The following is a 12,546-nucleotide window of genomic DNA, read 5'->3' as shown; positions in this document are numbered from 1 at the left end:
ACGCCAAATACACTGGGCCACTGCGTATCACCCGCTAGCTCTGAGCGTTGGACCATTGCTCCCAGAACAACAGTCTCGCGCGCACCGACGGATTGCTGACGACGTCGAGTGTGCGCACGCCGGCGGCCGCGACCGCCGGTACACCGACCAACTTGTGGAACCACCGGCCCCGGCGGTATTCCGTACCCCACGCCTCCTCTACCCGCTGGGCGTAGTTGGTGAAATCGCCTGGGCCGCCATTGGTCAGCGCCGCGACAGCGCACTCGCCGGCCGCCAGACCGGACTGCAGGGCCTTCGAGATTCCCGCACCCGAGGCGGGGCGCGCCGCGCCCAAGGCGTCGCCGGCGAAAAGGACGCCCGGCCGCCACGGGGGCCATGCGGTGAAACCCATCGGGAGCCGCCATGCTTGCACGGCTTTGGCTTTCATCAATTCATCGATCGCCGGGAGATTCCACTCGGCCGGCAGCCCGGCGAGGAACTCGCCCAGCAGTCGCGTCGCATTGATCTGTCGCCACTTCTTGTAGCTGTTGACGTAACCCAGGCCGACATTGACCCGGCCGCCTCCGAGCGGGAACACCCAGCCATAGCCCGGCAGCTGATCGCCCTCGAATCTGAGCTGCAGGTGTACGTCAAGAGAATCGACATCCGGGCGTTCCGCCGACATTTCTGCGCGAATCGCGATCGCCGCGTAGCCGTTGTAGCGCGACTTGAGTTCCAGTGCCCGCTTGATCGGCGAATGGGCGCCGTCAGCGGCGATTACGGCATCGGCAGCGACCCGTTCCCCGGTCTTGAGGATCACTCCGGCGACCCGCCCACCGAAATCGATGATGGGCCCGGCCACCTCTGCGCCGCGGCGCACCTGGGCCCCGCAGAACTCGGCCCGGTCGAGCAGCATCAAGTCCAGATCCAGTCGACGCGCCACGTGACCGTGATCAGGCATCCCCGGGCGGTCCGGAAATGCCAGGTCCCAACGGCTCGGACTGTAGACGGTGGCTCGATTCACGCGGTGGAACTTCGCAACCTGTTCGGCAAGTCCCATCTTCTGGATGTAGCTGACGGCCCGGGGCGTCAGGCCGTCGCCACACGGCTTGTCGCGGGGGAACTCAGCCTTGTCGAGCACCAGCACGCGGGCCCCGGCCTGCGCCGCCTGCCACGCCGCGGCCGCACCGGCCGGTCCGCCGCCCACGATCGCCACGTCAAATCGCTCCGTCATCTGGTCTCACTCTCGTCCGACGCCCGAGCCATCACGCGCGGGTCGCAGGAGTGGTTCGGAGCCAAGGGCAGCCCGGATGGGTGCGGCAGCGAATTCGGTGTCTTCGGTTACCCGAATCTGGCCGCTTCCTCCCTCCAGTCGAATCATGTTGGCGGACAAACCTCATTCCATCTTCCCGCGACCCATCCAAAAGCGCCGGGGTTCCGAATCAGTAAACAAAGAACAAACCACGGCGGCAGTCGTCCGCACAAAGGAGACCCGGATGCAACACCCTCGCTATTCACACATCGCGGCCGCCGGCATGTCGATTGTCGCCGTCGTCGGCTTATCAGCGTGTTCGGACGCCGGCACCAAATCGGCACCCTCGGCTGCGCCAAGTACGAACATGGCTTCAATGCCAAGTGCTGCCACGGCAGTGACATCGGCTCCGCCCGTCACGGCGCTCGTGGGCACTGGTTGCCAGGCCTACGCGCAGCAGGTGCCCACCGGGCCGGGTTCGGTCGCCGGGATGGGCTTGCACCCGGTCGCGACGGCAGCCTCCGACAATCCGATGCTGACCACGTTGACGGCGGCGTTGTCGGGCAAGCTGAACCCGAACGTCAACCTGGTCGCGACGCTGAACGATGGCGAATACACCGTTTTCGCGCCCACCGATGATGCCTTCAAGAAGTTGCCTGCAGCGACCCTGGATTCACTCAAGACGGACTCCGCCACCCTGACCAAAATTCTCACGTATCACGTTGTGCAGGGCCAACTCTCGCCTGCTGCGGTGGCCGGCACCCACACCACCCTCGAGAGCTCGCCGGTGAGTGTCACCGGCGAGGGCGCAGGGCTGAAAGTCAATGACGCCGCGCTGGTGTGCGGCGGAGTCAAGACCGCGAATGCCACGGTGTACATGATCGACTCGGTCCTGATGCCGCCGATGTGACGGGATCACGCCGTCACATCGATATCCGTTGCAATTCAATGCTTTTCATGAAGCACTGAATCCAGCCCAACCGCTAGGAAGGAACATCATGGCGCATAAACTTCAACCCCATTTCGCGGACGTTCAAGCCCACTACGACCTGTCCGACGACTTCTTCAGACTGTTCCTGGACCCCAGCCAGACCTACAGCTGCGCATACTTCGAGCGCGACGACATGACGCTCGAACAAGCCCAAACAGCCAAGATCGACCTCGCCCTCGGAAAACTCGGCCTCACACCGGGAATGACGCTGCTCGACGTCGGCTGCGGCTGGGGTGCCACCATGTGCCGCGCCATCGAGAAGTACGACGTGAACGTCGTCGGCCTCACCTTGTCCAGAAACCAGGCCACCCACGTCGAGCGGCTCTTCGACGACATGGACACCACCCGCTCCCGTCGCGTCCTCCTCGGAGGCTGGGAGCAATACGACGGAACAGTCGACCGGATCGTGTCGATCGGCGCCTTCGAACATTTCGGTCACGAACGCTATCCGGCGTTCTTCCAGATGGCATACGACGCCCTCCCGCCCGACGGCGTCATGCTGCTGCACACCATCTGCACCACCGATCCGCGTTACACGAACCTGCCCGTGACGATTGACCTCCTGCGGTTCGTCAAGTTCATCATGACCGAGATTTTCCCGGGCGGCCGGCTGCCGTCCGCCCCGATGGTCCGTCAGCACGCCGCGGCGGCCGGATTCAAGGTGACTCGTGTCCAGTCATTGCAGCCGCACTACGCGAAAACCCTCGACCTCTGGGCCGAAGCCCTGGAATCACACCGCGACGAAGCCATCGCAGTGCAATCGGTCGAGGTCTACGACCGGTATATGAAATACCTGACCGGGTGTGCGAAGTTGTTCCGGCTGCGCCAGGTCGACGTCAATCAATTCACCCTCGAAAAGTCGTGATTTGTGCACGATTTTCCGCGCCACCCGCGGATTTTCGTGCACAAATCACGACAGGGACACCCAGAGGTGCCGGAGGCCGGTGTGCCGGTTGCTGCGGGTCCATTCGGGCGGCTCGACCACCTGGATGTCGGGGAACCGGGTGAGCAGCTCCTCGAACAACACCCGCAGCTCCAGCCGCGCCAGGTTGGCCCCCAGGCAGTAGTGCAGTCCCTGCCCGAATCCCAAGTGCGGGTTGGGCTTCCGGGTCACATCGAACGTCATGGGGTCGGCGAACACCAGCTCGTCACGGTTGGCCGAACCTTCCCATACGACCACCTTCTGCCCCGCCTCGATATCGCAGCCGCCGAGCGACACGGCACGCGTGGCGGTGCGCCGCTTGGACGGCGACGGTGACGTCCAGCGCACCATCTCCTCGATCGCCGACGGCAGCAGCGACAGGTCGGCGCGCAGCAGGGCCAACTGAGATGGGTTCTCGCACAGGGCCAAAAGCCCGCCGGCCACCGAATTCCGGGTGGTCTCGGCGCCCGCACTGAACAGCAGGTTGAAGAACAGGTACACCTCGAGATCGGACACGCCCTCGGCGTTGGCCACCACCGACAGCATGTCGTCGGTCGGTTCGGCTCGCTTGGCCGCGATCAGCTCCATGCCGAAGTTGTACATCCGGGAGCCGGCTGCCTCCACGGACAACCGGGTGATGGCGGCCTTGCGCGAGCCGCCGAAATCGAAGCTCGGCTCGATGGCCTCGAACAGCCAATGTCGTTGCGACTCAGGGATGCCCATCAGGATGCAGATCATCTGCATGGGCAGCTCGGCGGCGATGTCGACCAGGAAGTCGAACGGCACCCCCGGCGACACCGCGTCGAGCAGGGCCTGGCTGCGCACGCGAAGGTCGTCCTCGACCCGCGCGATCATCCGCGGCGTCAGCCCCGACGACACCAGCCGCCGAATCTCCGCGTGCCGCGGGTCGTCCATCATGTTCAGCACCTGGCCGGCGATCGACAGGTCCTGGATCAGCGTCCCGCCGAACGGGCGTGCACCGCCCGTCACCGACGAGTATGTGACCGGATCACGCAGCACCGCAAGGGTTTCCGCATGTGTGGCGACCGACCAGAAGCCTTCGCCGTCCGGGGTGTTCTCGGTCGGCTCGTGCCAGTACACCGGAGCTTCCGCGCGGTGCCGTGCGAACAACTCGTGCGGGAAGCCCGACGCGAAGTTGTCGAGGTCGGTCAGGTCAACCCCGGCCAAGCTTCCCGCCAAGGTCACAGGATGGCGCCCGAGGTGTACTTCGCCGCTTCCGGGTACTGCGCGACCAGACGGTCCACCGCCGCGACGACGGCGTCGACCTGGTCACCGGCGGCGCCGCTGAACGCCTGCTTGTCGGCCAGCGCCGCGTCGAGCTCGACGCGGTCCAGCGGGAGGCGCGAGTCGGCTGCCAGCCGGTCCAGAAGGTCTGGCTCCAAACCCTTTTCGCGCATCGCGAGCGCGACGGCGACGGCGTGCTCCTTGATGACCTCGTGCGCGGTCTCGCGGCCGACACCGGCGCGCACCGCCGCCATCAGGATGCGGGTCGTCGCCAGGAACGGCAGGTAGCGGTCCAGCTCGCGCTGAATCACGGCCGGGTAGGCGCCGAACTCGTCGAGCACCGTCAGGAACGTCTCGGTCTGTCCGTCGATGGCGAAGAACGCATCGGGCAGCGCGACGCGGCGCACCACCGAGCAGAAGACGTCGCCTTCATTCCATTGCGCCCCAGCCAGTTCCGCGGCCATGGAGCCGTAACCACGAAGGACGACCTGCAGGCCGTTGACGCGCTCGCACGAGCGGGTGTTCATCTTGTGCGGCATGGCCGAGGAGCCGACCTGCCCGGGCGCGAAGCCCTCGGTGGCCAGTTCGTGGCCGGCCATCAGCCGGATGGTGTGCGCGAACGACGACGGGCCGGCGCCCAGCTGCACCAGCGCGGACAGCACGTCGTGGTCCAGCGACCGCGGGTACACCTGCCCGACGGAGGTGAAAACCTCGGTGAATCCCAGGAATTCCGCAACCCGGCGCTCCAGGTCGGCCAACCGCGAGGCGTCACCGCCGAACAGATCCAGCATGTCCTGCGCGGTGCCCATCGGGCCCTTGATGCCGCGCAGCGGGTAGCGGTCGATCAGCTCCCGTAGCCGGGTCTGCGCGACCAGGGTCTCCTCGGCGGCCGAGGCGAACCGCTTGCCGAGGGTGGTGGCCTGCGCCGCGACGTTGTGCGAGCGGCCGGCCATCACCAGGTCGCGGTACAGCGCGGCGCGCTCGGCGAGCCGGGCCACCACCGCGACGCCGTGCGAGAACACCAGTTCCAGCGACTGCCGGATCTGCAGCTGCTCGACGTTCTCGGTGAGGTCGCGGCTCGTCATGCCCTTGTGGACGTGCTCGTGGCCGGCCAGCGCGTTGAACTCTTCGATGCGCGCCTTGACGTCGTGCCGGGTGACGCGTTCGCGCGCGGCGATGGAATCCAGGTCGACCTGGTCCAGCACCCGCTCGTAGTCCTCAACGACGCCGGACGGCACGGCCACGCCCAGTTCGGACTGCGCGCGCAGCACGGCCAGCCACAGCCGGCGTTCGGCGACGATCTTGTTCTCCGGCGACCAGATGGCCACCATCTCGTCGCTGGCGTAACGATTGGCCAGCACGTTGGGGATGCTCACGGGACTACAGCCTACTAAGCCCGCTTATAGGGCGACCCGGCGTTCTTGGTCGAAGGGCGCCAAGACGTCGATGACGTCCACGAGGGTCGCCCGGGCCGTCGCGCGCGGGCCGTCGCCGTCACTCACCATCGACGCCACCACCGCGCCGTCGACGGCACAGACCAGGGCCGTGAGCAGTTCGGCCCGCACCGAGCGCCCGGACCGTTCCACCACCTCGATGACGGCATCGGACCGCTGCTTGAGGATGCGTCGCTGCACGTCACGCAGCCCGGGCTGGCGGGCGCAGGCGATGTACCGCTCGTAGCGGGAAATCAACTGGTCGGACGCCCGGTTACCGTCACCGACCAGCAGATCGACCAGTAGATCCGCCGTCGCGTCCGCGCCGCGGCGGCGTCGCGACAACGCCGAGACGCGCATGCGCAGCTGCTGAGATTCCGATTCTCCGACGTGCTCGACAGCCTTTTCGATCAGGTCGTCGAGGGACGAGAAGTAGTACGTCGTGGAGGCCAGCGGCAGCCCGGCCCGCTGCGCCACGGCGCGGTGCCGGACGGCGTCGAAGCCGCCCTCACACAGCAGCTCGGCGGCAGCGCTGACCAGCGCATACCGTCGCCGTTCCCCCTTTGGGGTGACTGCTGTCATCACCCTGTAAATGCTGCCAGGAATGGTCACGCGGCGATCACGATTTCACGTAATCCATTAGGCATTACTCAGGAATGCCGGGCTGCGGCCGATGGCATGATGGCGGCCATGGCAGAGCTGAGCCGACGCGCCGTCCTCCGTCTCGGAGCCGGCGCCGCCGCAGGGGCCGCCGGCGCGTTCGCGCTGGGGTCGACGTCGGGCCGCCCGACCGTCACCACGACCCCGGTGACCATGACGAGCGTCGGGGTGCCGCTGGCGCCACCCCCGGCCGTCGCCGATCCGGCACCGACGTACGTGACGGGTTCCTTCGTCTCGCAGGCCCGCGGCGGCATCTCCACCAACTGGGCCATCGCCCGCCCGCCGGGCCAGACGGCCCCGCTGCGGCCCGTGATCGCGCTGCACGGCAAAGGCAGCGACGCCGCGACGGTGATGGCCGGCGGCGTCGAACAGGGGCTGGCGCAGGCCGTCGCCGCGGGACTGCCGCCGTTCGCGGTCGTGGCCGTCGACGGCGGTGGCGGCTACTGGCACAAGCGGGCTTCGGGCGAGGATTCGGGCGCCATGGTGCTCGACGAGCTGATCCCGATGCTGGCCGCGCAGGGCCTCGACACCTCGCGGGTGGGTTTCCTGGGCTGGTCGATGGGTGGCTACGGCGCGCTGCTGCTGGGCGGGCGGCTGGGCGCGGCCCGCACCGCGGCGATCTGCGCCGTCAGCCCGGCGTTGTGGACGTCATCGGGAGCGACGGCCCCGGGCGCGTTCGACGGCGCGGCCGACTACGCCGCCAACTCGGTGTGGGGGCTGCCCGGGCTGGCCGGTATCCCCATCCGGATCGACTGCGGCGACAGCGATCCGTTCTACTCGGCGACCAAGCAGTTCATCGCACAGCTGCCGAACGGCGCCGCGGGCGGCTTCTCCCCCGGCGGACACGACGCGTCGTTCTGGAGCGCACAGCTGCCGGCCGAGATCTCCTGGCTCGCCCCGCTGTTGGTCCAGTAACCCCGCGAGTCAAAGCGAGATGCGGCCCTCGGCGGCGGCGAGGCCGATGTCGGTGCGGAAGTGGCTGCCCGGCAAGCGAATCGACTCGATGATCCGGTAGGCCTCGGCCCGGGCGGCCGCCAGGTCCGCGCCGGTGCCGACGACCGACAACACCCGGCCGCCGGAGGAGACGACGCTGCCGTCGTCGCGGCGGGTGGTGCCCGCGTGCAGCACGCCGGCAGCCTCGGATCCGGTGATCACGTCCCCGACGCGGGGACGGCCCGGGTAGTTCTCGGCGGCCACGACGACGGTGACGGCAAATCCGTCCTTCCACTGCAGCGCACCCAACGAGTCGAGCGTGCCGGTCGCGGCGGCGTTCAGCAGCGAGCCCAGCGGCGTCTCGAGCAGCGCCAGCACAGCCTGGGTCTCGGGATCGCCGAAGCGGCAGTTGAATTCGACGACGGCCGGACCGTTCGACGTGATGGCCAGGCCCGCGTACAGCAGCCCGGAGAAGGAGCTGTCACGCCGGACCAGTTCCGCGGCAACGGGTTTGACGACCTCGTCGACGATCTGGTCGACGACCGCGGCGGGCAGCCACGGCAACGGCGTGTAGGCGCCCATGCCGCCGGTGTTGGGTCCGCTGTCGTTGTCGCCGACGCGCTTGAAATCCTGCGCGGGCAGCAGCGGCACCACGGTCTCGCCGTCGACGACGCAGAACAGCGACACCTCGGGCCCGTCGAGGAACGACTCGAGCAGCACCGGGTGGCCGGATTCGAGCAGTTCGGCGGCGTGGGCGCGGGCGGCCTCCCGGTCGGCGGAGACGACGACGCCCTTGCCTGCGGCCAGACCGTCGTCCTTGACGACCCAGGCCTGCTGGCCGGCGGGCGGGCCGAAGCGGTCCAGGGCGGCATCGAGGTGGGCGGGGTTGTCGACGATCTCGCTCGTCGCGGTGCGGACACCGGCCGCGGCCATGACGTCCTTGGCGAACGCCTTGGAGCCTTCGATGCGGGCGGCGTCCTTGGACGGCCCGAAGGTTGCGACGCCGGCCGCGCGCAGCGCGTCGGCCACACCCAGCACCAGCGGCACCTCGGGGCCGATCACGACCAGGTCGGCGGCGAGCTTCTTGGCGAGCGCCAGCACCTCGTCGGCGGCGGTGATGTCGACGTCGTGCTGCTCGGCGACGGCGGAGGTACCGGCATTGCCGGGGGCGACGGCCAGGTAGTCCACCTGGGGGTCGCGGCTCAGGGCAAGCAGCAGGGCATGTTCACGGGCACCGGAGCCGATCACGAGAACGCGCACAGCCACACCCTAGTAGCTGGTCGGCTCGTCCTAAACTGGGCAGGCCCGACGCACGCGAGGAGGTCCGCACCGGTGGAGCCGCTGGATGCCTTCCTGCTGATGTGGGAGCGGGCCCGCGCCACCTTCGGCGAGGGCGTTCCGCACGACCGCTCCGAGTTCGACAAGAGCGAGCAGCTGCGCGCGCTCCAGGAGCAGGTGCAGGCCGCGGGTCCCGGTTCGCACTGGACCGGCGGGGCGGCCGACCGCTACGCCGACGCCAATGCCAAGCACGCCCAGGCCCTCGGCCGGCTGGCCGACCTCGACAAGCGCGTGGGCGACGAACTCGAGCGGTCCGCGGACGTCGTCAACGGCGGCCGCCGCGAACTCGACGCGCTCAAACACTGGGTGACCGACCTCGCCGACGAAGCCAAGAAAACCCCGACCGCCGCCGCCGACCACGCGCTGTGGTCGGCGATCGGCAAGGCCAGCGGCGACGTCGCCGACATCATCCAGCGCTCACACACGGATTTGTCGGGGGTCGCCGGCCGAATCCAGAGCCTCGACAGCGAGTTCGACGACTTCTGAGTGACGCCCTACACCACCGTCAACGGCAGGGACTTGCGTTCCTCGAAAACCCACGCCGCCCCGCTGCTGACCTTGCACACCGAGACCTCACCGAGTTCCTTTGCCGGGGTGTCGGTTTCGATGAACCGTACGGTCCAGTCGGTGGCGTCACCCGCCATCTCGGCGCGCAGCAGCGGGTTGACGGCCGTCGCGATGGCCTGCAGCGGCAGATCGGACTCCGGGGACACCAGCGTGATCCAGGCACCGTCCTCGTGGGCGGGTGACGGGTGCACGTGCGCCTCGTCGCCCGAAACATCAACGGAGACATAGGCGGCCGGGTTGAGCAGCGGATGCAGCTCCAGTACCCGCAGGGCACCGGCGGCGGTGTTCGGCAGGTCCAGCACCTTCCGGATGCGTTCGGCCGCGACCCCGGAGATACCGATCAGGGACTTGGTCCGGATGGACCGTTCCTTCTCGGCGTCGCCGTCGCAGCGGGCCCGCACGGCCAGCGCGAATGACAGCACCAGCAGGTGCATCTGCAGACACACCTCGTCGGCGATGCGCACCAGCGCCGAGTGCGAGAACTCCGCGAAGTCGACGTCGCTCACCAGCGGGCCGGAGTAGTCGGCCTGGCCTTCGTCCGCGGGATCGATGTCGTCGAGCTCGCAGCGGTAGGCGTTTGTCGCACCGATGATGTCGAGCTGCGGGATGAAGCCGACCTCCGGGTACGACTCGTCGATGATGACGGTCCAGGCGCAGGCCGGCGTCCGGCCTGCCGGGACGCGCGGCGGCCGGTGGATGGGCCGCACCTGGCAGCGGCGGTTGGTGGCCAGGGCTGTCGCGTCGAACGTCGGGTCCTCGATGTCGTGGCACATGCCGCGCACGTAGTCGGGGCCCATCGGCTCGACGTCCATGAGGGCACCGCAGTGGTCGAGGTGGAATTCGCCGTGCCAGCGGTCGTGCACGGTGTACCGGAAATCCATGAACTGCGGCGGCGCACCGATGTCGAGCTGCAGGCCCTTGAAGATCGTGATGACGTCCACGCCTTCGTACTTCAGCGCCTTCTGCATGCGCTTGGTGTAGAGCGGGCTGGCCCCGGCCCACTCCTCGATGGCGACCTGCAGCATCTCCTCCCGGCCGAATTCGACGATGCACCAGGCCATTGCAGCACGGTCGATGAGCTGGCCGATGAGCAGCAGCTCCGGCACCAGCGCCGCGAGCTCCGCTCGCGACAGCGACGCGTATCTACTTGTCATCGAGCTCGCTCCCGGTGTTCATCTTGACCGCGGCATTGACGTTGGCCTTGCGGTCCTCGGCGAGACCCTTCTCGGCCGCCTTGCGCCGCCTGGCGACCACCTTGGACACGGCGCCGTTGAACGCCGAACCGAGCGGGAAGCCCAGATACTGCGTGAGGAAGATGCCGATGTCCTTGAGCTCGGCCTCGGTGAATTCCTCGTTGAGCAAGGCGGCGTTGATCTGGATCTCGGCCAGGTCCTGCGAGCCGACGGCGGTGACGCACGTGAACGTCATCAGCCGCTTCTCCCGCATGGACAGTCCGGGCTTGCTCCAGATGGTGCCGAACAGGTGATCCACGGTGAGGTCGAAGTAGGGGTCACCCTCGATGTTGGGCATCTCCCAGCCGTAGACCTCGTTCATCTTCGCCAGGCCCTTGGCGCGCAGCTCGTCCATCATGACTCCTTCGGGTGCGGTACGCCGAGGCCCTCGGCGATGTTGGCCAGGGCCAGCTCGGCAAGCGGAAGGTCCACTCCCACAGCCGAACCCAGCCCGAGTGCCAGCGCCAGGTCCTTCTCCGCCAGCCCTCGGGTGTGGACGAACATGTTGTAGAGGAAGTGGTCGGGCGCCAGCGGCTTGGTGTCGTCGCGCGCCATGATGGCGCCGGGTCCACCGGACTGCGCGTCACTGTGCCGGACGACGCGGCCCAGCTTCTGCAGGTCGATGCCCGAGGCCTCGGCCAGCTTCTGCGCTTCGCACGCGGCGGCGAAACCGATGAACGTCAGCATGTTCCGTGCCAGCTTCATCTTGGTGCCCGCGCCCGGCTCGCCGGCGCGCACCACCAGCGACGCCCACTGCTTGAAAACGGGCTTGACCTTGTCGTAGGCCTCGTCGTCGGCGCCGACCATCACAGCCAGCTCACCCTGGCTCGCGGCATGGGCGCCGCCGCTCACCGGAGCGTCGACAATGTGAATGCCCTTGGGCCGCAACTGCTCAGCCAGCTCGACCGCCGTCGTCGGCTCGATCGTGGAGTGGATAGCGATCACGGTGCCGGGCCCGGCGTGCTCGGCCAGCTGGGCCACGACGTCACGGACCTGCTCGTCGTTGAGCACCGTCACGCTGATGACATCGGCCTTGGCGACCTCGGCGACGCTGTCGGCCAGAGTGGCGCCGAGTTCGGCGAACGGCGCCATGGCCTCGGCGCGCATGTCGAAAACGATGAGCCCGCCGGGCCATTCGGCCAGCCGCTTGGCCATGGGCGCGCCCTGGTTGCCCAGGCCGATATAGCCCAGTTTCACCTCAGAACTCATGACCGGATGATCTGTCCGCCGTCGACGTTGAAGATCTGTCCGGTGATCCAGCTGGCTTCGTCGGACAGCAGGAACAGGCACATGCCGGCGAGATCTTCGGGCGTGCCCATCCGCGCCAGCGGCAGGGTCTGGACGATCTGCTTGACGATGGCCTGCGGAGTGGTGCTGCGGTTGGCCTCGGTGTCGATGGGTCCCGGCGCGATCGCGTTGATCCGGATGTTGCGCCACCCCAGTTCACGGGACAGCTGCTGCGTCAGGCCGTTGACACCGACCTTCGCCAGACCGTAGAAGTTGGCGTAAACCCATGCCGCGGTAGAGGACTGGTTGACGATGGCCCCGCCGCCCCGCTTCTCCATGTGGGGGAAAACCGCGCGGGTACACACCAGCGCCCCGTCGAGGTTGACGCTCATGAACTTGCGGTAGTACTCCCAGTCGACGGTCAGTAGCCCGTCGAGCTTCATGCCGCCGAAGATCGCGGCATTGTTCACCAGGTAATCGATGCCGCCGAACTCCGCCACGGCCTGGGCGGCCATGTCGTTCGCCGAATCGATATCCGACACGTCGACCCGCACGGCCAGCGCCTTGCCGCCGTCGGCCTTGATGCCGGCGGCCACCTGCTCGGCACCTTCGACGTTGATGTCGGCGATGACAACGGCGGCGCCCTCGCGGGCCAGCGACTCGGCGTACACCTGGCCGATGCCGCCGCCCGCGCCGGTCACGATCGCGACCTTGTTCTCGAACCTGCTCATGATGTCCTCTCGTCTACTTCGTGTGAGCCAATGGTC

General features: G+C 67.8%; 13 protein-coding genes. 4 read left to right on the top strand and 9 right to left on the bottom strand.

Annotated elements, in window-relative coordinates; all coding sequences use genetic code 11:
* Positions 1-34: 34 nt before the first annotated feature.
* Positions 35-1,213, bottom strand: coding sequence for a geranylgeranyl reductase family protein (locus tag ACZ5IQ_RS02480; protein ID WP_212813501.1), 1,179 nt, complete (start codon positions 1,211-1,213; stop codon positions 35-37).
* 262 nt (positions 1,214-1,475) lie between these two features.
* Between ACZ5IQ_RS02480 and ACZ5IQ_RS02475 the strand changes: the two genes are divergently transcribed.
* Positions 1,476-2,141, top strand: coding sequence for a fasciclin domain-containing protein (locus ACZ5IQ_RS02475; protein ID WP_212813503.1), 666 nt, complete (start codon positions 1,476-1,478; stop codon positions 2,139-2,141).
* Positions 2,142-2,229: 88 nt separating this feature from the next.
* Positions 2,230-3,087 (top strand): cyclopropane mycolic acid synthase family methyltransferase, encoded by an 858-nt coding sequence (locus ACZ5IQ_RS02470; protein WP_464480742.1) that lies wholly within the window; start codon positions 2,230-2,232, stop codon positions 3,085-3,087.
* 45 nt (positions 3,088-3,132) lie between these two features.
* Here ACZ5IQ_RS02470 and ACZ5IQ_RS02465 read toward each other — a convergent pair whose 3' ends face one another.
* From ACZ5IQ_RS02465 to ACZ5IQ_RS02455, 3 genes are read right to left on the bottom strand one after another with little or no spacing between them, the layout of a single operon-like run.
* Positions 3,133-4,350 carry a cytochrome P450 gene (locus ACZ5IQ_RS02465; RefSeq protein WP_464480741.1) on the bottom strand — a complete coding sequence of 406 codons (1,218 nt, stop codon included), beginning with the start codon at positions 4,348-4,350 and terminating at the stop codon, positions 3,133-3,135.
* Positions 4,347-5,765 carry an adenylosuccinate lyase gene (purB, locus tag ACZ5IQ_RS02460; RefSeq protein ID WP_464480740.1) on the bottom strand — a complete coding sequence of 473 codons (1,419 nt, stop codon included), beginning with the start codon at positions 5,763-5,765 and terminating at the stop codon, positions 4,347-4,349. Before purB ends, ACZ5IQ_RS02465 begins: the two co-directional genes overlap by 4 nt.
* Positions 5,766-5,789: 24 nt before the next feature.
* Entirely contained in the window at positions 5,790-6,404 is a 615-nt protein-coding gene (locus ACZ5IQ_RS02455) for a TetR/AcrR family transcriptional regulator (protein WP_166428169.1), read from the bottom strand.
* 96 nt (positions 6,405-6,500) lie between these two features.
* Between ACZ5IQ_RS02455 and ACZ5IQ_RS02450 the strand changes: the two genes are divergently transcribed.
* Complete coding sequence (locus ACZ5IQ_RS02450; protein WP_464480739.1) at positions 6,501-7,397, top strand: alpha/beta hydrolase; 897 nt, start codon at positions 6,501-6,503, stop codon at positions 7,395-7,397.
* A 9-nt stretch (positions 7,398-7,406) separates the two neighbouring features.
* Here ACZ5IQ_RS02450 and purD read toward each other — a convergent pair whose 3' ends face one another.
* Positions 7,407-8,675, bottom strand: a complete 1,269-nt coding sequence (purD, locus tag ACZ5IQ_RS02445; RefSeq protein ID WP_464480738.1) for a phosphoribosylamine--glycine ligase — start codon at positions 8,673-8,675, stop codon at positions 7,407-7,409.
* A gap of 72 nt (positions 8,676-8,747) precedes the next feature.
* On the opposite strand from purD, the gene ACZ5IQ_RS02440 reads away from it, so the two are divergent.
* Positions 8,748-9,239, top strand: coding sequence for an EspA/EspE family type VII secretion system effector (locus tag ACZ5IQ_RS02440; RefSeq protein WP_346414846.1), 492 nt, complete (start codon positions 8,748-8,750; stop codon positions 9,237-9,239).
* 8 nt (positions 9,240-9,247) lie between these two features.
* Here the strand turns inward: ACZ5IQ_RS02440 and ACZ5IQ_RS02435 are convergent, their stop codons facing one another.
* Genes ACZ5IQ_RS02435 through ACZ5IQ_RS02420 form a run of 4 tightly spaced genes read right to left on the bottom strand, consistent with a single transcriptional unit; the run spans position 9,248 to position 12,510 of the window.
* Positions 9,248-10,474 (bottom strand): hypothetical protein, encoded by a 1,227-nt coding sequence (locus ACZ5IQ_RS02435; protein WP_406775115.1) that lies wholly within the window; start codon positions 10,472-10,474, stop codon positions 9,248-9,250.
* The gene (locus ACZ5IQ_RS02430) at positions 10,464-10,907 is read right to left on the bottom strand and encodes a carboxymuconolactone decarboxylase family protein (RefSeq protein WP_073695680.1); all 444 of its coding nucleotides are present in this window, start codon (positions 10,905-10,907) and stop codon (positions 10,464-10,466) included. Before ACZ5IQ_RS02430 ends, ACZ5IQ_RS02435 begins: the two co-directional genes overlap by 11 nt.
* Positions 10,907-11,761: an NAD(P)-dependent oxidoreductase gene (locus tag ACZ5IQ_RS02425; protein WP_406775116.1), complete on the bottom strand. Its 855-nt coding sequence runs from the start codon at positions 11,759-11,761 to the stop codon at positions 10,907-10,909. Before ACZ5IQ_RS02425 ends, ACZ5IQ_RS02430 begins: the two co-directional genes overlap by 1 nt.
* A complete protein-coding gene (locus tag ACZ5IQ_RS02420) occupies positions 11,758-12,510 on the bottom strand; it encodes an SDR family oxidoreductase (protein ID WP_406775117.1) in 753 nt (250 codons plus the stop codon). Before ACZ5IQ_RS02420 ends, ACZ5IQ_RS02425 begins: the two co-directional genes overlap by 4 nt.
* Between the last annotated feature and the right edge of the window lie 36 nt (positions 12,511-12,546).

The sequence above is a fragment of the Mycobacterium toneyamaense genome, assembly GCF_055384815.1.
Note: the sequence above shows the minus strand (reverse complement) of the source record. Positions and strands in the feature narration are given on the sequence as shown.